This window comes from Cupriavidus sp. 22TCCZM01-5, assembly GCF_057798915.1.
The window spans coordinates 13,376-33,753 of the sequence record NZ_JBYOJR010000034.1 but is presented as its reverse complement, the minus strand read 5'-3'; the positions used below and the strand labels follow the sequence as shown (position 1 = coordinate 33,753).

The 20,378-nt window shown below is 64.6% G+C and carries 17 protein-coding genes; 4 read left to right on the top strand and 13 right to left on the bottom strand.

Annotation, left to right across the window (positions count from 1 at the left end):
* Positions 1–613: 613 nt before the first annotated feature.
* Complete coding sequence (locus tag AC3FNH_RS25810) at positions 614–937, top strand: hypothetical protein (RefSeq protein ID WP_488722081.1); 324 nt, start codon at positions 614–616, stop codon at positions 935–937.
* 83 nt (positions 938–1,020) lie between these two features.
* Here AC3FNH_RS25810 and AC3FNH_RS25805 read toward each other — a convergent pair whose 3' ends face one another.
* The 10 genes from AC3FNH_RS25805 to AC3FNH_RS25760 form a co-directional block, all read right to left on the bottom strand.
* A complete protein-coding gene (locus tag AC3FNH_RS25805) occupies positions 1,021–1,458 on the bottom strand; it encodes a PAS domain-containing protein (RefSeq protein WP_276101883.1) in 438 nt (145 codons plus the stop codon).
* A gap of 166 nt (positions 1,459–1,624) precedes the next feature.
* Positions 1,625–2,875: a formyl-CoA transferase gene (gene frc, locus AC3FNH_RS25800; protein WP_276101884.1), complete on the bottom strand. Its 1,251-nt coding sequence runs from the start codon at positions 2,873–2,875 to the stop codon at positions 1,625–1,627.
* A 41-nt stretch (positions 2,876–2,916) separates the two neighbouring features.
* Positions 2,917–4,656 (bottom strand): oxalyl-CoA decarboxylase, encoded by a 1,740-nt coding sequence (oxc, locus tag AC3FNH_RS25795; protein ID WP_488722080.1) that lies wholly within the window; start codon positions 4,654–4,656, stop codon positions 2,917–2,919.
* A gap of 545 nt (positions 4,657–5,201) precedes the next feature.
* Entirely contained in the window at positions 5,202–6,539 is a 1,338-nt protein-coding gene (gene oxlT, locus AC3FNH_RS25790) for an oxalate/formate MFS antiporter (RefSeq protein WP_488722079.1), read from the bottom strand.
* A 285-nt stretch (positions 6,540–6,824) separates the two neighbouring features.
* Positions 6,825–8,222, bottom strand: a complete 1,398-nt coding sequence (gene pntB / locus AC3FNH_RS25785) for a Re/Si-specific NAD(P)(+) transhydrogenase subunit beta (protein ID WP_276101887.1) — start codon at positions 8,220–8,222, stop codon at positions 6,825–6,827.
* A gap of 10 nt (positions 8,223–8,232) precedes the next feature.
* Positions 8,233–9,789, bottom strand: coding sequence for a Re/Si-specific NAD(P)(+) transhydrogenase subunit alpha (locus AC3FNH_RS25780; protein ID WP_488722078.1), 1,557 nt, complete (start codon positions 9,787–9,789; stop codon positions 8,233–8,235).
* Positions 9,790–9,818: 29 nt separating this feature from the next.
* Positions 9,819–10,601 carry a fumarylacetoacetate hydrolase family protein gene (locus tag AC3FNH_RS25775; protein ID WP_276101889.1) on the bottom strand — a complete coding sequence of 261 codons (783 nt, stop codon included), beginning with the start codon at positions 10,599–10,601 and terminating at the stop codon, positions 9,819–9,821.
* A gap of 76 nt (positions 10,602–10,677) precedes the next feature.
* Positions 10,678–11,910, bottom strand: coding sequence for a formyl-CoA transferase (frc, locus tag AC3FNH_RS25770; protein WP_276101890.1), 1,233 nt, complete (start codon positions 11,908–11,910; stop codon positions 10,678–10,680).
* Positions 11,911–12,279: 369 nt separating this feature from the next.
* Complete coding sequence (locus tag AC3FNH_RS25765; RefSeq protein WP_276101891.1) at positions 12,280–12,999, bottom strand: GntR family transcriptional regulator; 720 nt, start codon at positions 12,997–12,999, stop codon at positions 12,280–12,282.
* Between the two features lie 294 nt (positions 13,000–13,293).
* Entirely contained in the window at positions 13,294–14,271 is a 978-nt protein-coding gene (locus tag AC3FNH_RS25760) for a 2-dehydropantoate 2-reductase (RefSeq protein ID WP_276101892.1), read from the bottom strand.
* Between the two features lie 183 nt (positions 14,272–14,454).
* On the opposite strand from AC3FNH_RS25760, the gene AC3FNH_RS25755 reads away from it, so the two are divergent.
* The 3 genes from AC3FNH_RS25755 to AC3FNH_RS25745 all read left to right on the top strand — a co-directional run bounded on the left by AC3FNH_RS25755 (position 14,455) and on the right by AC3FNH_RS25745 (position 17,771).
* Positions 14,455–15,207 carry a TerC family protein gene (locus tag AC3FNH_RS25755; protein WP_488722077.1) on the top strand — a complete coding sequence of 251 codons (753 nt, stop codon included), beginning with the start codon at positions 14,455–14,457 and terminating at the stop codon, positions 15,205–15,207.
* A gap of 107 nt (positions 15,208–15,314) precedes the next feature.
* Positions 15,315–16,937: an OpgD/OpgG family glucan biosynthesis protein gene (locus AC3FNH_RS25750; protein WP_488722076.1), complete on the top strand. Its 1,623-nt coding sequence runs from the start codon at positions 15,315–15,317 to the stop codon at positions 16,935–16,937.
* 141 nt (positions 16,938–17,078) lie between these two features.
* Positions 17,079–17,771: a GntR family transcriptional regulator gene (locus AC3FNH_RS25745; protein WP_276101895.1), complete on the top strand. Its 693-nt coding sequence runs from the start codon at positions 17,079–17,081 to the stop codon at positions 17,769–17,771.
* 15 nt (positions 17,772–17,786) lie between these two features.
* Here AC3FNH_RS25745 and yedA read toward each other — a convergent pair whose 3' ends face one another.
* The 3 genes from yedA to madM form a co-directional block, all read right to left on the bottom strand.
* Entirely contained in the window at positions 17,787–18,665 is an 879-nt protein-coding gene (yedA, locus tag AC3FNH_RS25740; RefSeq protein ID WP_276101896.1) for a drug/metabolite exporter YedA, read from the bottom strand.
* A gap of 227 nt (positions 18,666–18,892) precedes the next feature.
* Entirely contained in the window at positions 18,893–19,078 is a 186-nt protein-coding gene (locus tag AC3FNH_RS25735; protein WP_276101897.1) for a hypothetical protein, read from the bottom strand.
* Between the two features lie 511 nt (positions 19,079–19,589).
* Positions 19,590–20,372 carry a malonate transporter subunit MadM gene (gene madM / locus AC3FNH_RS25730; protein WP_488722075.1) on the bottom strand — a complete coding sequence of 261 codons (783 nt, stop codon included), beginning with the start codon at positions 20,370–20,372 and terminating at the stop codon, positions 19,590–19,592.
* Positions 20,373–20,378 lie beyond the last annotated feature (6 nt).

Here is a 20,378-nt window from a genome sequence, read left to right as displayed (position 1 = left end):
CTGCACGGCTGCATTGCGCAGCACATTTGCTACGTAGCACGTAATCGTTTGTAAACGAAATAAATGTTCATCTCGTTGACATCCGGAAACACATAGTCTGTCACACCCAGGTATAGCCTTCACATGGGGATTTGCCCCGTATTCCGCAGGTAAAGTCGCAGGTTTGCAGCGAGATGAGAGCCGGAAAAACACCTGAAGGAACTTTGGGCGCACATCCAGCCGATGCGGAAACAATAATTAATTTTTATAGAAAATTATTTCCCACCGAGCCCTGCTTGCGAGACGGGCCAGACGCGCCATCTTTGCAAATGCCGCAGGATACCGTCGTCCTGCAGTTCGTGGGCTTCCTCCGATGCGGCCACAAACGAGAATGCGCCGGCCGCCGTGGCGACCGCTGGATGGTCCAGTGCATTGATGAAAAGGAAAACGTTGTACGGGAGAAGACTCAGGCGGGGCTGAGCGGCACACCGGCCAGTGGGCTGAACAGATTTGGATACAAATTGCCCAGGATTCCGCGTCATCGGACAAAGCCGCGGCCCCGTTAGCGGATCAAGCGGGATCAGACTGGGACCGGCTGGCGGCCCCTCCTCCCGACCTCACGAGGCATTTGACCATGAAGAAGCTCCTGACCATCGGCCTGCTGGCCGGACTTTCAGCCCTTGCATCGGCCAGCGCGCAAGCCCACGTGGACGTCGGCATCGGCATCGGGCTGCCCGGGCCGGTGTTCGCCGCCCCACCTGTCTATGCGGCGCCTGTCTACGCGCCGCCCCCGCCCGTGGTCGTCCAGCCACAGCCTGTTGTCGTTGCGCCCGGCTACTATGGTGGCTGGCGCGACCGCGAGTGGCGTGAGCACGAATGGCGGCGCGAGCAGCGTTGGCGCGAGCACGAATGGCGTGAGCGTCACCGCGAATGGCGCCACTGGCGCGAGGACGACTGAACGTCCTCCGACTGTGGAAGGGGCATCTCAGACGCCCTTCCACATGACGGAAGCCGCCGGCAGGCACCCCGGCAACCACCCGTCTACGCCGCAGTACTCACCTGAGCTTCGAGTTCGGCAATCCGCTTGCGCAGGGCGCGTTCTTCCTGGAAGCGCACGGTCTCGTCACGAATGACCGCGACGATGCCCGATATCTTTCCGTCCGGCCCATGCAGAAGCGCCACGGTGAATGCGATCGACATGGCCTTGCCGTTCTTGTCGACCGCCGGCACCTTCAGCAGGTCGTGCCCGTAGCGCGTGATGCCGGTGGCCATGGTCTTGTCGTAGCCCTCCCAGTGACGGCCGCGCAGCCGCTCCGGGATGATCAGGTCCAGCGATTGGCCCATGGCTTCGGCCTGCGTGTAGCCGAACATGCGTTCGGCCGCCGGGTTCCAGAGCGTGATGGCGCCATTGGCGTCGGAGATGATGATGGCATCGCCGATGGCAGATGCGAGTTGCTCGTAATCGATGCTGGCTGGCATGGGGATCCCCTCTGTGCCGGACATTGCGGCAGGGTGTATTGGATGGTGGCAATACGGCAGCTTGCAGCGACACAGTTTGGCACAGCTGCCCGTTCCAGCAAAAAACGCCGGAGACCGCTTGCGCGCACCCCGGCGTTGAGGCCCGTTCAGGCATTCGCGGCCTGGCTCAGATCACCTGGCTCTCGCGCAGGCGCTTGATGTCTTCCGGCGCGTAGCCCAGCCCTGCCAGCACTTCCTCGCTGTGCTCGCCGAGCAGCGGCGAACCGGTGATTTCCGGCTTCATGCCCGAGAACTTGATCGGGCTGCCCACGGTCAGGTAGGTGCCGCGCTCCTTGTGCGGGACTTCCACGATCGAGCCGCTCTTGCGCAGCGATTCATCCGCGGCGATTTCCTTCATCGACAGCACCGGCGCGCACGGAATATCAAACTTGCGCAGGATGTCCACCGCCTCGTACTTGGTCTTGTCGGCCAGCCAGGCTTCGATGGTGTTGAAGATATCGAAGATATGCGGCTGGCGAGCCTTGGGCGTGTTGTAGTTCGGATCGCTGATCCACTCTTCCTTGCCCAGCGCCTTGCAGATCGGCTCCCAGGCGTGGCCCTGGATGGTGAAGTAGATGTAGGCGTTGGGATCGGTCTCCCAGCCCTTGCACTTCAGCACCCAGCCCGGCTGCCCGCCACCGCCGGCGTTGCCGCCGCGGGGCACCACGTCGCTGAACTCGCCATGCGGATACTGCGGATACTCTTCCAGGTAGCCCAGGCGGTCCAGGCGCTGCTGGTCGCGCAGTTTCACGCGGCACAGGTTCAGCACGGCGTCCTGCATCGACACGGCGACCTTCTGGCCCTTGCCGGTCTGCTGGCGGCCGATGATGGCAGTCAGGATGCCGATGGCCAGGTGCATGCCGGTGTTCGAGTCGCCCAGCGCTGCAGCCGACACGGTCGGGGGGCCGTCCCAGAAGCCGGTGGTCGACGCCGCACCGCCGGCGCACTGCGCCACGTTTTCGTAGACCTTCAGGTCTTCATAGTGGTGGCCGTCGCTGAAGCCCTTGACCGATGCCACGATCATGCCCGGGTTCAGTTCATTGATGCGCTCCCACGAAAAGCCCATGCGGTCCAGCGCGCCGGGGCCAAAGTTCTCGACCAGCACGTCCGATTCGCGGATCAGCTGCTCCAGGATTTTCTTGCCGTCCGGCTTCTTGGTGTCCAGCGTCAGCGAGCGCTTGTTGCTGTTCAGCATGGTGAAGTACAGCGCGTCGGCATCGGGAATGTCGCGCAGCTGCGTGCGGGTCACGTCGCCGGAGCCCGGGCGTTCCACCTTGATGACGTCTGCGCCGAACCAGGCGAGAAGCTGCGTGCAGGCGGGGCCGGCCTGGACGTGCGTGAAGTCGATGATCTTGATGCCTTTGAGCGGGAGGTTCACTTTCGTCTCCTATTGGATGATCAGGGTGAAGTTCGGGTGAGTTACTTCTTGGCCGAGCTTTGCGGGTTCAGGTTGGTCAGGCGGCCGCTTTCGGTGCCGGCAGACGGGTCGATGACGGCGTTGACCAGCGTGGGCTTGCCCGAGCGCAGGGCTTCGTTCACCGCGGCTTCGAGTTCCGCCGGCGTGGTGACGTTGGCGCCGACGCCGCCGAACGCTTCCATCATCTTGTCGTAGCGCGCGCCCGGCACGAACGTCGTGACCGCCGGGTCCTTGCCGCCGGTCGGGTTCTTGTCGATACCCTTGTAGACGCCGTTGTTGTTGAAGATGACGATGCAGACTGGCAGGTTGTAGCGGCAGATCGTCTCGACTTCCATGCCCGAGAAACCGAACGCACTGTCACCGCACAGCGCCAGCACCGGCTTGTTGGTCTCGACCGCCGCGGCGACCGCGTAGCCCATGCCGACCCCCATCACGCCCCAGGTGCCCACGTCCAGGCGCTTGCGCGGCTGGTACATATCGATCACGGCACGGGCGTAGTCCAGCGTGTTGGCGCCTTCGTTGACAAACGAGATGCCCGGGTTGGCCTTGACAACATCCTTCAGCACGCTCAGCGCGCCGTGGAAGTTCATCGGCGCGACATCCCTGGCCTTGACGAGGGTCTCGGCCATCTTCGACAGGTTCTTGTCCTTGCGCTCGTCCACCGCGTTCAGCCACTCGGCGCCCGGCTTGGCAAAGCCGTTGCCGACCTTGTCGAGGATCGCCTTCACGCACGAACCAATGTCACCCACTACCGGCGCGGCGATGGCGACGTTGCTGTCCATCTCGGTCGGCGCGATGTCGATCTGGATGAATTGCTTCGGCCCGCCCCAGGTCTTGCCCTTGCCGTGCGACAGCAGCCAGTTCAGGCGGGCGCCGACCAGCATCACCACATCGGCTTCCGCCAGCACATACGAGCGTGCGGCGGAGGCCGATTGCGGGTGCGTATCGGGCAACAGGCCCTTGGCCATCGACATCGGCAGGTACGGAATGCCGGTCTTCTCGACCAGCGCGCGGATATCCTCGTCGGCGCGAGCGTACGCGGCACCCTTGCCCAGCAGGATCAGCGGACGCTTGGCGCTCTTCAGCAGCTCCACAGCACGATCGACCGAGTCCGGTGCAGGCAGCTGGCGCGGCGCCGGATCCACCACCTTGATCAGCGACTTGCGGCCCGCTTCGGCTTCCATCGACTGGCCCAGCAGGCTGGCCGGCAGGTCCAGGTACACACCACCCGGACGGCCCGACACGGCGGCACGAATAGCGCGTGCGATACCGACACCGATGTCTTCGGCGTGCAGCACGCGGAAGGCAGCCTTGGCGTGCGGACGGGCGATGGCCAACTGGTCCATCTCTTCGTAGTCACCCTGCTGCAGATCGACGATCTCGCGCTCGCTCGAGCCGCTGATCAGGATCATCGGGAAGCAGTTGGTGGTGGCATTCGCCAGCGCCGTCAGCCCGTTCAGGAAGCCCGGCGCAGACACGGTCAGGCAGACGCCCGGCTTTTGCGTGAGAAAGCCCGCAATCGCTGCTGCGTTGCCCGCGTTCTGCTCGTGACGGAAGCTGATGACGCGCATGCCGTTTGCCTGTGCCAGGCGGGCCAGATCGGTGACCGGAATGCCGGGCAGGCCGTAGATGTTTTCGATGCCGTTCAGCTTGAGCGCGTCGATGACCAGATGAAAACCATCGGTTTGTGCCTGATGTTCTTCCACAGCGTGACGCTGCAGCTCGTTTCCGACTTCTGCCATGGTTGCTTCCTTCTATACAAATTGACTGGGGTTGGAATTCTTCTAGTTCAGGCGGTGGTGCTCTCGACCCGCTTCGCTACAACTTCGGACATGCTTGGTCTCCTCATCAGACTTGTGTTTGTGGTGCGCGGGGACTTCCCGCTTGCTTCAACCTCTGCCAGTCTGCTCGACTGCCTTGATGACATACGGTATGTGATATATCAGAGATCGGCAAGCTATTTTCCTACTCGGCAGCCAACTTTCGACACTGCACTGCAGCAAATCCGCCTCGATCTTTGCCTAAATCAGCACAAATTCTGAATCTGTGCCATTGATTCACGCTGCGCACAGATGAAAGGAGCCGCTCCATAAGTCAACGATGTCGTGGACTTCAGGCTTTAGATATATTACATACCATGTTTTCAGACGCTCTGAGGCCCTCTGAAATGCTTTGACGAGGTCCTCAACGTCTCGCGTCCGGTACCAGGCGCTTGCGCCTGATGGCCTGGCGCAAGCGCCAGGCCTCCAAAAATCTCAATGCGTCATGCAGATAAGGTCATGCCCGCTTAATCGCCGCGCCTGGCCGATGCACTCGCGAGGAAAGCCACGTCCGACACCGGCATGGACATGGACGACTTCGAATGGCCTGTGATGAACCGCTTGCGCATCGGCGCCAGCACCAGCTTTGCCGACACGCCCGCTGCAATCGTCACCACCGCTGCGACCGTGAAGACCGCATCCCAGCCTCCGCGCGCCGACAGGATCGACGCCAGCGGCACCAGCATCGCCGCCGTCCCCTTTGCCGTGTACAAGGTGCCTGCATTCGCTGCGGCGAACTTGCTGCCGAACGTGTCCGCACACAGCGCCGGGAAGATCGAGAAGATCTCGCCCCAGAACAGGAATGTCAGCGCCGCGAAGAACATGAACGCATACGGGTCGCGGCCAAACTGCATCAACCCGAGCAGGGCCAGGCCCTCACCGAGGAAGATCACGAACATCGTGTTCTCGCGGCCGAACCGATCGGAGAGGAAGCCGCACAGCGGACGCGTAAAGCCGTTGCACAGGTTGTCGATCGACAGCGTCATCGTCAGCAGCGGCAGCGTCATGCCCAGCATCGTCACCGGCATCGAGGCGAAGCCGAAGTCCTTCGCGATCGGGCCCAGCTGCGCCGTCGCCATGATCCCGCCCGCGGCCACCGCCACGAAGCTCACGTAGATCAGCCAGAACACCGGCGTCTTGACCATCTGCCCCGGCGTGAACTCCACCGGGTTGGTCAGCACCGCCTTCGCCGCCACTGCCCCCTTCGGTGCCCGCGGCTTCACCAGCAGCAATGCCAGCGCGAAGATCGCCACGCCTTGCAGGATCCCGAAGAACAGGAACGCCTTCTCGTAACCTGCGCTGTGGATCATGTTTGCAATAGGAATGACCGTCAGCGCCGCGCCGGTGCCAAAGCCCGCGGCGGTCAGACCCGCTGCCAGGCCACGCTTGTCCGGGAACCACTTCAGCGCATTGCCCACGCACGTGCCGTACACGCCGCCCGCGCCGATGCCCGCGATCACCGCCGCCGCGTACAGCTCCGGCAGTGTCGTCGCATACGCATTCATCACCCACGCCAGGCCCGCGCAGATCGCCCCGCCGGCCACCACCGGCCGCGGGCCGAACTTGTCCACCAGCCAGCCTTCCAGCGGCACCAGCCAGGTTTCGGTCACGATGAATATGGAAAATGCCACCTGGATCGCGGACGTGCCCCAGTGATGCTTGGCGTCCATCGGTGACACAAAGAGAGTCCAGCCATACTGCAGGTTCGCCACCAGGCCCATGCAAACCACGCCTACGGCCAGTTGGAACCAACGATTCTGCAAGCCATGTCCATTGCCGGACATGGCTCCTTCTTGATGCGCCATCTATGTGTCTCCTAGTGCTTTTTTGCGTCCTCGACGGGACTGCTTAGGGCTGCTCTATTCGGAACCCTTCTTCACAACTAGATCGGCGCCTGACATTGCGGCACGTAACTCCGGGGATTGATGCTACCCCATGCTTAATTTCGTCAGGCTTAAACTTTTTTATCGTATGTATTCACGATCGTTTATATATTGCGGATTCCGCATCAATTTCGCGGGGCGCCGACCAGATGACTGCGAGTTGATACATAAGGCGTCGTCATCAACGGCGGCGCGTAGCAGCGGCAATCAGGCAGGAACCTCCTCGAGCTGGCGCAGCAGCGCGTCCACGCTGCCCTTGGCATCGCCGAACCACATCCGCGTGTTCTCCTTGTAAAACAAGGGGTTGTCGACGCCCGCATAGCCGGCCGCCATGCTGCGCTTGGACACCACCACGGTGCGCGCCTTCCAGACTTCGAGCACCGGCATGCCGGCGATGGGGCTGGCGGGATCCTCGAGCGCCCCCGGGTTAACGATATCGTTGGCGCCGACCACCAGGACGACGTCGGCATGCTCGAAGTCGTCGTTGATCTCCTCCATCTCGAGCACGATGTCATACGGCACGCGCGCTTCGGCCAGCAGCACGTTCATGTGCCCGGGCAAGCGGCCAGCCACCGGATGAATGCCGAAGCGCACATTGACGCCCTGCGCGCGCAGCCGCCGCGCGATCTCGCTGATGGTGCCCTGCGCCTGCGCCACCGCCATGCCATAGCCGGGAACGATGATGACCTCGTTCGCGTCCTTCAGCAGCGCGCTGACCTCGTCGCTGGAGACCGGCAGCACTTCGCCCTGCTCCGTTGCCGCGCCCTTGGCCTGAGTCGCGCCGAACCCGCCCAGGATCACCGACAGGAACTTGCGGTTCATGGCCTTGCACATGATGTAGCTGAGGATGGCGCCGCTCGACCCCACCAGCGCACCGGTGATGATGAGCAGGTCGTTGCCGAGCATGAAGCCGGTCGCCGCGGCGGCCCAGCCGGAGTAGCTGTTCAGCATCGACACCACCACCGGCATGTCGGCGCCGCCGATGGCCGCGACCAGGTGCGCGCCCACCAGTAGCGCGATCACCGTCATCACGCCCAGCGGCACCAGCCCGTCCTGCACTGAAGGTGCGTTCAGGAACTGGTAGGCCAGCACCACGCACACCACCAGCGCCAGCGCATTGAGCACGTGGCGGCCTGGCAGCAGCGTCGGTTTGCCGCCAAGCGTGCCGCGCAGCTTGAGAAAGGCGATCACCGAGCCCGTGAACGTCACCGCGCCGATCAGGATGCCGAGATAGGTCTCGACCTCATGGATCGCTTTCTCGGCGCCCGTGAGCGCATGGGCATCGAGGTAGTTGGCGTAGCCCACCAGTACGGCGGCCAGGCCGACGAAGCTGTGCAGCACCGCGACCAGCTCCGGCATCTGCGTCATCTCGACGCGCCGGGCCAGCACGGCGCCGGCCGCCGCGCCGAGCACCATCGCGCCGATGATGATGGGCACCCCGTCAGGGCTCCCGGCCAGCACCGTGGTCAGCACCGCGATCGCCATGCCGGCGATGCCCAGCAGGTTGCCGCGCTTCGCCGTGGCCGGATGGCTCAGCCCGCTCAGGCTGAGGATGAAGAGCGCGCTGGCGCCCAGGTAAGCAATACTGCTGATTCCCGAAGGCATATCTGTCTCCTCAGTCGCGCTGGAACATCTTCAGCATGCGCTGCGTCACCAGGAAGCCGCCCGCGATGTTGATGGTGGCAATCAGCACCGCCGCGCCGGCGACGATGGCGGTGACGAGCGACGGCTTGCCGAGCTGCACGAGCGCGCCGACCACGATGATCCCGCTGATCGCGTTGGTCACGCTCATCAGCGGCGTATGCAGTGCGGCGGTCACGTTCCACACGACCTGGTAGCCGACGAAGATCGCCAGCACGAATACCGTGAAGTGGGCCATGAAGGCTGGTGGTGCCACGGCACCGAGCGCCAGCAACGCCATCACGGCGATGGCCAGTGCGACCAGCGTCGAGCCCGTGCGGCTGGGCGGCGCGGCGGGTTCCACTTGCGCCGGCGCCTCGGCCGCGGGCGCTGGCGGCGGCAAGGTCTTCAGCGGCGGCGGCGGCCAGGTGACGTCGCCCTGGTGCAGCACCGTGGCGCCACGGATCATTTCGTCATCCATGTCGACCACGAGCTGGCCGTCCTTGCCGGGCGTCAGCTCCGTCAGCAGGTGCCGGATATTGGTGGCGTAGAGCTGGCTCGACTGCGCCGCCATGCGGCTGGGCAGGTCGGTGTAGCCAACTACCGTTACCCCCTGGTGCGTGACCGCTTCACCGGGCACGGTCAGCACGCAGTTGCCGCCCTGCTCCGCGGCCAGATCCACCACCACGCTGCCGGGTCGCATCAGCGCCACCGTGTCGGCTTCCAGCAGGCGTGGCGCAGGCTTGCCGGGAATCAGCGCGGTGGTGATGATGATGTCCACCTCGCGCGCCTGCTCGGCGAAGAGCTTCATCTCCGCCTCGATGAACGCCGGGCTCATCTCCTTGGCATAGCCGCCGCTGCCGCTGCCGTCTTCCTCGATTTCGACGGTCAGGAATTCGGCACCGAGGCTTTCGATCTGCTGGCGCACCACGGGCCGCGTATCGAAGGCGCGCACCACAGCGCCCAGGCTGCGCGCCGCGCCGATGGCCGCAAGGCCCGCCACGCCTGCGCCGATCACCAGTACGTGCGCGGGCGGGATCTTGCCCGCCGCCGTGATCTGGCCGGCGAATGGGCGGCCGAATGCATGCGCGGCTTCGATCACCGCACGATAGCCAGCCATATTGGCCATCGAACTGAGCGCATCGAGCTTCTGCGCACGCGAGATGCGCGGCACGCAGTCCATCGCCAGCACCGTGGCGCCGCGCTGCGACAGCCGCTCCAGCAGCGCCATATGCTGCGCGGGCCAGACGAAGCTGATCAGCGCGGCATGCTTCTTGAGCAGCGCCGCTTCTTCCACGCCCAGGCCCGGATGCACTTGCGGCGGGCGCACCTTGATCACCACGTCGACCGACGCCCACAGGCTGGCGGCATCCACGATGGCTGCGCCGGCGGCCCGGTACGCTTCGTCCGAGAACGAGGCCTGCTCGCCGGCGCCGGACTCCACCGCCACCTCATAACCGAGCTTGGTCAGTTCCCTGACCGAATCGGGGGTCGCGGCAACGCGCCGCTCCCCGGGATGGACCTCCCGGGGTACACCAATTGTCATTGGCATGGCTTTCCCTTTGATTGTTGGGCGGATCTTTACCCGCGCACGTGGTTCACCAGCGAGCCGATGCCTTCGATGCTCACCTCCACCACCGCGCCATCCTTCATCGAGCCCACGCCCAGCGAAGTGCCGACGGCGATCACATCGCCCGGCATCAGCGTCAGGTCCTGCGAGATGCGGCTGACCTGTTCTTCGGGCGTGAAGATCATGTCCGAGAGCGGGTAGTTCTGCCGCTCCACGCCGTCGAGCCGCGTCTTCACGCTGGCTGCGCGCCAGTTGAAGCCGGGGACGATGGCCGGGCCCACGCAGCCGAAAGTGTCGAAGCCCTTCGCGCGAGTCCACTGCGGGAAATTGGGGTCGGCGGCGATCAGCTCGGCCGCGGTCACGTCATTGACGACGGTGTAGCCGAAGATGTGCGACGCCGCTTCGGCCACCGACACATTGCGCGCCTTCTTGCCGATCACGATGCCAAGCTCGCCCTCGTAGACGATCTTGCCGTCATAGCTGCGCGGCCGCTCCACGGCATCGCCGGGGCCCGCCAGCGAAGTGGCCGGCTTGATCAGGAACAGCGGGTGGGTCGGCACGGGCTTTTCCAGCTTGCGCGCCAGCGCGTGGAAGTTGTTCCACAGCGCCACGACCTTGCCAGGCTCGCACGGGGCAAGCAGGTGCAGTTCGTCCAGCTTGTAAGCGGCGCCAGTGGGTCGAGGGTCGACATAGCCGGGACCATCGTATTCAATGACGCGGTCGCTACCGTCGCCTTCGGTGCGGCCATGACCGATACTGCCGTCGGCACGGCGAAAACGAATCCAGGATTGCACAGCAAATACTCCTCCGGCGGGCACGCGCCAGGCGCGCCCGCTCAGTGTGAGAGACAGAGGGAGGGACTGCCGGCGCTCAGACGGCGCCGGCCAGCTTCATCGCAGCAATCTGCGCCGGCGTGCGGCCCAGCCACTCCAGGATTTCCTCGGTGTGCTCGCCCAGCAGTGGGGCGCGCTCCACCTTCACCGGCGAATCGGACAGCGCGATCGGCGAACCCAGCTGCACGTACTTGCCGCGCGTCGGGTGGTCCAGCTCCACGAGGTAGCCGCGCTCGTACATCGACTTGTCCTCGATCAGGTCCTTCATCGACAGGATCGGACCGCACGGCACATCGACTTCGTTGAGCGCGTTCATCACCTCGAACTTGGTGCGACCCATAGTCCATTGCTCGATGATGCCGAAGCATTGCGCCAGCTTCTTCAGGCGCACCTCGGGCGTGGCGAACTCCGGATCGGTGATCAGGTCCTCGCGGCCGCACAGGCGCATCAGCGGCTCCCAGCCCTGCGGCTGGATGATGACGTAGACGTAGTCGTTGGGGCCGCCGGGCGAGCAGCGCAGCGCGGCGCCCGGCTGGCCGCCGCCCGACGCATTGCCCGCGCGCGGCACGTGGTCGTCGAACTGCTCGTTGGGGTACTCGCGCAGCGGGCCGGCATCGAGCCGCTGCTGGTCGCGCAGCTTCACGCGGCACAGGTTCAGCACGGCGTCCTGCATGGCGACTTCGACGCGCTGGCCGCGCCCCGAATGCTCGCGCTGCAGCAGCGCGGCCAGGATGCCGACCACGCAGTGCACGCCGGTGCCCGAGTCGCCGATCTGCGCGCCGGTCACGGTCGGTACGCCAGCGGCATCGCCGGTGGTGGAGGCGGAGCCGCCCATGCACTGGGCCACGTTTTCATACGCCTTGCAGTCCTGGTACGGACCCGGGCCGAAGCCCTTGATCGACGCATAGATCAGGCGGGGGTTCAGGTCCTGCAGGCGGTCCCAGTCGAAGCCCGCACGCGCGAGCACGCCGGGGCCGAAGTTCTCGATCAGCACGTCGCTGCGCTGGACCAGGTCTTCGAGCAGCGCCTTGCCTTCGGGCGTCTTCATGTTCAGCGTCAGGCTGCGCTTGTTGCTGTTGAGCATGGTGAAGTACAGGCTGTCGGCGTTGGGCACGTCGCGCAGCTGGCTGCGGGTGATGTCACCGCGCCCCGGCATTTCCACCTTGATCACGTCGGCGCCCATCCATGCCATTAGCTGCGTGGCGGAAGGGCCTGCCTGAACGTGCGTCATGTCCAGGACACGGATGCCATCCAGCGCTTTTCTTTCCATCGCAATGTCTCCTCTGCTTTTGTTTAACCTGTGCGGGTCATCTCGACCGCTCTGATGACATACGGTATGTGATATATCAGAAGACGGCAAGCTATTTTCCTGCTCGGCTGCGAACTTTCGTCGTTGCAATGCAGCAAAGCCGACGTCGGCAGTGATGACGTCGTCCCAGCGCTAAGCCTTGTCTGGCTTAAGCCAACGGGGAGCAAGGCGGTAGCAAAGTGGCGAAAGAGTAAATCATGTGGATGATTTTGCACTCCCCTCGTTGATATATCACATACCAATATGGGAGGCGCTCGAGCGGAGCCCAAAACAAGAACGGCGGACAAGGTCCGCCGTTCTCACTGCTAGCTACTGCCCTCTTGCGGCAGCTCAGTCGAGGAAATCGCAGTGCTTCTCGACGTAGTCGGCCAGGTCCAGCGAGTGCTGCCGCACCAGCCGCTCGGCCAACTCGGTGTCGCGCTTTTCCAACGCCTCGATGATGCGCAGGTGGTCGACGATCGAGCGCGCCGCCCGGTCGCTCTGGGAGATGGTCATCTTCCGGATCGCCCGCACGTGGATAAAGATATTGCGGATCGTGTCCATGATGATCTGCGACTTCGACAGCTGCACGATCGCCTGGTGGAACACGATATTGGCGTCCGAGTATTCCTCGATGTGCTCGGCCGGTGTCGAATCGCGGAAGCTGTCGAACATGCGCCGCAACTGGGCGATCTCGGCATCGGTGGCATGCAGCGTGGCGAGGCGCGCCGCCATGCTTTCCAGTGCCGCCCACATCTGGATCATCTCTACGATCTCGCGCTTGGTCTTGCGCATGATGTAGATGCCGCGCCGCGGCACGGTACGCAGGAAGCCCTCCTGCTCCAGCAGCGTCATGGCTTCGCGGATCGGCGTGCGGCTCACGCCCATGGCTTCGCTCAGCACGCGCTCATCGAGCCGGATCTCGTCGCGCGACTGGTAGATATCCGCGTCGGCAATGGCCTGGCGCAGCATGGCGTAGGCCTGGTCGCGCAGGCTCGCACCGGCGTTGATCGGTTGCACGGACAGGGTCAGTCCAGGAGACTGGACGATAGGTTGGCTTTGCGCAGACATGAATAAGCTCGTGTGAGACCGGTGGCGCAGCGGCCACGATGGCTGCCCGCCGCATTCCTGCACAGCTTAGCAAAATCGCCTGGAGTCATTCCCGAATTGCATCAAACCCCGATGGGAGCGTGATGGCGGCGTCCGCCCGGTGCCCGGTCTGTCGTATATGGTATATCACAATGGCTATCCATTCCGGATGGCGAAGCCACGAAAACGCGACTTTCCCCGCCAGCTTTGCAGCGGAAAGCGCCGCCCGCTCCCATGCGGGGCCAGGGACCGGGCGGCTGGTAAAGGCCTTCCGGATCAGGCTGCCAGGCGGGCCATTTCGTCGCGCTGCTTGATCAGGCCCAGCACCGCGTCGCACATTGGCGTAGGTTGGCCGACGAGCCGGCCCATTTCCTGCACCACGGTGAGCAGCGGGTCGATTTCCATCGCGCGGCCCGCTTCCAGGTCCTGCAGCATCGATGTCTTGTGGGCCCCCACCGCGCCCGCGCCATTGATGCGCCGTTCGACGTCGACGCGGAACTTCACGCCGAAGGACTCGGCGATGCTCTGGGCCTCCAGCATCATCTGGCGCGACAGCGCACGCGTGGCCGGGTTGGCGGTGATCACGTCCAGCGTCGCGTGCGTCAGCGCGCTGATCGGATTGAAGCACAGGTTGCCCCACAGCTTGAGCCAGATCTCGTCGCGGATGTTGTCGCGCACCGGCGCATCGAGGTCGGCGGCCATCATCATCTCGCTGAGCCGCGTCACGCGCTCGGAATGGCTGCCGTCAGGTTCGCCCAGCGGAAACTTCTTGCCGTACACGTGCTTGATCACGCCGGGCTCGATGATTTCTGCAGCGGGATAGACCACGCAGCCGATCGCGCGCTCCGGCCCGAAACCGCGCCACTGCCGGCCGCCCGGGTCCACGCTTTCCAGCGTCGAGCCAGCCAGCTTGCCGCCATGCTTATAGAAGTACCAGTACGGTATGCCGTTGACGCCCGTGACCACCGCAGTCTGCGGACCCAGCAGCGGCTGCATCAGGTCCACCACGCCGGGCACCGAATGCGCCTTGAGGGTGACAAACACATAGTCCTGCGGCCCGAGTTCGCGCGGGTCGCTGGTGCAATTGACCTTGGCGACGCGCTCCTCGCCGTCGATCAGCAGCCGGACGCCGTTGGCCTGCATGGCGGCCAGGTGCGGGCCGCGCGCCACGAAGCTGACCTCTGCCCCCGCCCGCGCCAGCTGGGCGCCGACATAGCCGCCGATGGCGCCTGCCCCATAGATGCACACTTTCATTGCCTGTCTCCTTGATGGCTCGATAGTATTTACTGATATATCACATACTATATTCCATCAAGGCCGACGACAACCCTAATCTTTGCGTTCGTGATTTCCACCGGTCAAAAGCGCTTGCTACCATGTCGGCAACACTGCGCTTGCGGGCCAGCGGCACCGGCCCTCCCCCTGACCGGAGCTGACATGGAATCGTCCCTCGCTTTGCTGCAGGATCCCGTCGCCTGGGCCGCGCTGGCCACGCTGGTCGCCATGGAGATCGTGCTTGGCATCGACAACCTGATCTTCATTTCCATTCTCACCAACAAGCTGCCGGAAGCCATGCGCGAGAAGGCGCGGCGCGTAGGCATCGGCCTGGCCCTGATCCTGCGGCTGGCGCTCCTGGCCACCATTGCCGTCATCGTCACGCTGACCGAACCGCTCTTTACCGTGCTCGGGCGCGGCATCTCCTGGCGCGGCTTGATCCTGATCGCCGGCGGCGCGTTCCTGGTCTGGAAGGCCACACGCGAGATCCACCACCATGTCTCGGGCGAGCCCGAGGGAGAGGACAGCGGCAAGGCCAGCGCGACCCAGAGCTTCGCGAGTGCCATCGGCCAGATCCTGGTGCTGGACCTGGTGTTCTCGATCGACAGCATCATCACCGCCGTGGGCATGACCGAACACGTCGAGATCATGTTCATCGCGGTGATCGCCGCCGTCACGGCGATGCTGTTCGCCGCCACGCCGCTGGCCAACTTCATCAACCGCAACCCCACCATCGTGATGCTGGCCCTGGCCTTCCTGATGATGATCGGCATGACGCTGGTCGCCGAAGGCCTCGGCACCCATGTGCCCAAGGGATATATCTATACGGCGATGGCGTTCTCGGCCGCGGTGGAGGGGCTGAACATGATCTCGCGGAAGCGGCGGGCGCAGCGCCGTGCCCGCGCCGCCGAGTGACCGGATCGCCGCCTGCTGTAACAGTCAGTGTCCGAACTTTCGCCCGGCCGTGGCGTCTCTTACAGTTCTGCACTGACCTAAGACGAGAAAAAGGACGCTGACGCCACATGATGAACCGCCGCACCCTGCTGGTTTCCGCCACCGCCTCCGCTGCCCTGGCCGCACTGGGCATCACTCCTTCTGCGTTGGCCGCCAGCGGGATCAAGCTGGGCGACGCACACCCGTTCAGCTTCGACGCCCTCATCGACCAGGCCCGCGCCCTGGCCGGCAAACCCTTTGCAGCGCCGCCGGCGCCCCCGCCCGAGATACTCGACCGCATCGACTACGACGCCCACGGCAAGATCCGCTTCCGCCCCGACAACGCGTTGTTCGCCGAGGGTCCGGGACAGTTCCCGGTGACGTTCTTCCACCTGGGCACCTACTTCCGCACGCCGGTGCGCATGCATGTGATCGACCGCGGCCGGGATGGCAAGAGCAATGCGCGCGAGATCGTCTACGAAGAAAGCTACTTCGACATGCCCGCCGACAGCCCCGCGCACAAGCTGCCGCGCGGCAGCGGCTTCGCGGGCTTCCGCTTCCAGGAGAGCCGCCTTGGCGACCAGAAGGTGCGTGACTGGAAAAAGAACGATTGGGTCGCCTTCCTGGGCGCCTCATACTTCCGCGCAATCGGCGAGCTATACCAGTACGGCCTGTCCGCGCGCGGCATCGCCATCGACGTGGCCGAGGCCGGCAAGGCGGAAGAATTCCCGAATTTCACCCACTTCTACTTCGAGACGCCCGAGGGCAAGGGCGACACAGTCACCGTCTATGCGCTGCTGGACGGCCCCAGCATCACGGGCGCCTACAAGTTCGTCATGCAGCGTGGCAAAGCCGTGGTGATGGACGTGGAATGCGCGCTGTTCCTGCGCAAGGACGTGGCGCGTCTGGGGCTGGCGCCGATCACCTCGATGTACTGGTTCTCCGAGACCATGAAGGGCACCGCGGTAGACTGGCGCCCCGAAGTCCACGATTCCGACGGCCTGGCCATCTGGAACGGCGCCGGCGAGCACATCTGGCGCCCGCTCAACAACCCGCCGCGGACCCTGGCATCGGCCTTCGCCGACGACAACCCGCGCGGCTTCGGCCTGCTGCAGCGCGACCGCCAGTTCGACCACTATCAGGACGGCGTCAATTACGAGCGCCGGCCCAGCCTGTGGGTCGAGCCGCGCGACGGCTGGGGCGCGGGTGCCGTACAGCTGGTCGAGCTGCGCACCGACGACGAGATCCACGACAACATCGTGGCCATGTGGGTGCCCAAGGCACCGGCGCGCGCCGGCAACACGTACCGCCTGCGCTATCGCCTGCACTGGCTTGCCGACGAACCCTTCCCGAGCCCGCTGGCGCGCTGCGTGGCCACGCGCATGGGCAACGGCGGCCAGCCGGGACAGCCGCGCCCGCAGGGCGTGCGCAAGTTCATGGTGGAGTTCAGGGGCGCCCCGCTGGAAAAGCTGCCATTCGGCGTCAAACCCGAAGCCGTGCTGAGCGCATCGCGCGGCAAGTTCTCCTATGTCTTCACCGAAGCGGTGCCCAATGGCGTGCCGGGCCACTGGCGCGCGCAGTTCGACCTGACCACCGACGGCAAGGAACCCGTCGACCTGCGGCTGTTCCTTCGGCTCGGCGGCAAGCCGCTGTCGGAAACCTGGCTCTACCAGTACCACCCGTTCCAGTCGCCAACGGGCTACGGCGCGTGACCGGCCTGTCGCCACAAGGCCGGCCCACTAGCAGCGACTGGCAAGTCCTCGGTCGCGGTGCACACTATTGCGTCGCAGTGATGTCAGCGGCCTGCGAGCGGGTATGATGACCGCTTACATGGGTCAACGAGCCAGCTTCACATGATCTCCACCGAATTTTCCGGCGGCGCCGATGCCGGGCAGGCTTCGTCACTGCCACGTTCCGAGCGCGCCTACCAGCAGTTGCGTGCGGCCATCCAGGCGGGCCAGCTTTCCCCGGGTACGCGCCTGCGGGAAGTGGAACTGGCCGAATCGCTGGGGCTGTCGCGCACGCCGGTCCGTGAAGCGCTGTCGCGGCTGGAATCCGAAGGACTGGTCGTCAACGAGCCCAACCGCGGCATGATGGTCACGCAGCTCGATGCCAGCATGGTCAGCGAGCTCTATGTCATGCGTGAAGTGCTGGAAGGCACCGCGGCCGCGCTGGCCGCCCGCCACGCCACGGACGTCGAGATCTCGCTGCTGCGCGATATCGTCGAGCGCGACCTGGCCATGGCCGACGACCCCGACCGCCTGGCCGCCAACAACCGGCTGTTCCACGAAACCCTCCATCGCTGCGCGCACAACCGCTACCTGCTCAAGACGCTGCGTTCGCTGCATGAGTCGATGGCGCTGCTCGGCCGTACCACGCTTGCGGTACCGGGCCGGGCCCGCATCTCTTACGAAGAACACCTGGCACTGGTCGAAGCCCTGGAAAAACGCGATCCGACTCTCGCCGAGCAGATCACGCGCCGCCATATCCAGCAGGCCTACAAGGTACGCCTGTCGCTCTGGATCGAAGAACAGTCGTCGACCTGACCGGGACCGCGCGGCTCAGGCCGCCGCTTCGGCGCGAGCGGTGCGCAGGCTGCCAATGCCCAGCACAGTCAGCGCCGTAAGGATCAGCACGATTGCCCCCAGAGTCTGCGGGGCGATGCGTTCCCCGCCCAGCCAGGCGCCGACGGCCAGCGCCACCGGCGGGTTGACGTAGACATAGCTGGTCGCCAGCGTCTGGCTCACGTTCGCAACCAGGTACATGTAGGCGGAAAACGCCACCAGGGAACCCATCACCACCAGGTAGCCCCAGGCCCACCAGGCCTGCGCGCTGGCCGCTGCCGGCCAGGGCTCCTGCCGCAACGCCGACAGACCCATCAGGATTACCCCGCCGATCAGCATCTCCGCCGCGAATGCGGCGGCGCCGTCCGGCAGCTCCAGCCGGCGGGTCAGCTGAGAGCCGAACGACCAGCTGGCCACCGCGAGCAGCAGTGCGACCACGCCCGTGGTACTCACGCGAAACTCGGCCCCTCCGGTCAGGACCAGGATGCCGACGCTGCCAATGGCAATCGCCAGCCCCTCATACCAGCGCGGCCGCGTGCCGAAGCAGGCGCTCCAGAACAGGCCGAAGATCGGCATCGATCCAATCATGACCGTGGTCGCGCCGGAAGAGATGGTTTGCTCGGCGATGGCGGTCAATCCCATGCCGCCCACCAGCAGGAACACCGCCGGCACGGCACAGTTGCGCAGTTGGCGCCGCGTGGGCATGGGCGTGCGCCGCCAGGCCAGCCAGGCGGTCAGCAACAGGCCCGCGCACAGGAAGCGCGAGGCCGTCATCAGCAACGGCGGGAAGCTCTCCAGCGTGAAGCGGATAGCCAGGTAGGTCGTGCCCCAGACCACATAGGTGATCAGCAGGCAGAATGGGACGAGCGGCGGCATGGCAAGCAGAGGACTGCGAAAGGCTTCAAAGATAGCCCTGCGCCATGCCGGCTCAAAACGAAAAGGTCTGGCAAGACTTGTGAATTGCGCTCACAAGTGACGGCAGCGCTACGCGCGCTCGGCAGACCCAGCAATGGAAAAGCCGGCTTTGTGCACCCGCAAGGGCAGCGTTCGCCGGCTTCTTTTGGTCCCCTCAGGAGACCTGCACGTTCAGGGAGCGTGTCAGCTCAACCGTTGGCGTAGCTAACCTTGGCCTTGCGGGCTTGCGACTGCAGACGGGTCAGCACGGATTGCACGAAGGCAATAGCGCGCTTCACGTCGTTCGAAATGCCCAGGCCACGGTAGCCCAGTTCGCGCTCGATCAGGTCGCGTTCCAGTTGGTCGGTCAGCTTGATATCGGATTGGGTGTTCATGACGTCCTTCCTTACAGGGATTACCCTTATGGGGTTTTCCCTGATTGTAGCAAAGGATTTGTCGCGTTGCAGCATTACGTAAATGTACGTATGTGGGAAAAGCAACGGGTGATTGCGAGGGCATAAACCATGTGTTGCCTTACGCGTCACCTCATCGTTTATGCCCTCAGATGTTGCCCGGTGATCCTGGGGCACATCGCGCCGAGCGATATGCCCCTCAGGGCGCCACAACTGCTGTCGCTGTCATCGCATCGCCCGTATCCAATACAACCTTTCTCGCGCGAAGCAGCTCCTGGATGTACCGCCACGGTACCTGCCCTGCCACCTCCTGTGATGCCGGTTGAACCACCTCAACGGACACTGGCTGCGCGTCGACAGGCGACCGTCTTATCGTCAATTGATAACCGCTGCCCAGCAGGGACGCCAGGCGGATCTGGGTATGTGAAAGGCTCATGATTCGTCGCGCAATGGATGCATGCGGACGCTGACCGGCCGCCGCGCACCCGGCTGATCAGCCGCCCACCAGCGCCTTGGTGGCCAGGTACAGCACCGACGGCCCGAGCAGGCAACCCAGCCCCGTGTGGAACGTGGCCACCAGCGCGCCATAAGGCACCAGCCGGCGGTCGGTGGCGGCCAGACCTGCCGACACACCGCTGACCGTACCGGCAAGCCCGCCGAACACCATCGCGGCGCGCGGGTTGTTCAGGCCCAGGAAGCCGGCGGCGAACGGCGTGCCGACCATCACGATGATGGCCTTGATCAGGCCCGTGGCTATCGACAGCGCAATCACGTCGGAGCTGGCGCCCAGCGCCGCGCCGGTTACGGGGCCAACGATATAGGTCACCGCGCCGGCACCGATGGTCGTCATGCTGATGGCGTCGCTGTAGCCGAACGCCCGCGCCACCAGCGCGCCGACGATAAACGGCACCAGGGTGCCCAGGAGCAGCGACACGGCACCCACCATGCCTGCCTTGCGTGCCTCGCGCACCTGCACCTCGAAGGCCGTGGCCACAATGGCAAAGTCGCGCAGCATGGCACCGCCCATCAGGCCGATGCCCGAGAACAGCGCGAAATCGGCGAGCCCTTTTTCCTTGCCGGTCACCACGCCGCCGTAATACGCCAGCGCCAGGCCGATCATGATGGCGATGGCCGAGGCGTGCAGGCGCCCCTTCGTGAGCCGTTTCGAGATCTGGGAGGACACCCACATCACAATGCCGACGGCAGCGAACGCCGTCACCAGGCCGTTGTGGAGCAGGACATTGTCGAACATCGTGGCCGGAGCAGCGATAGTCATGGCGGT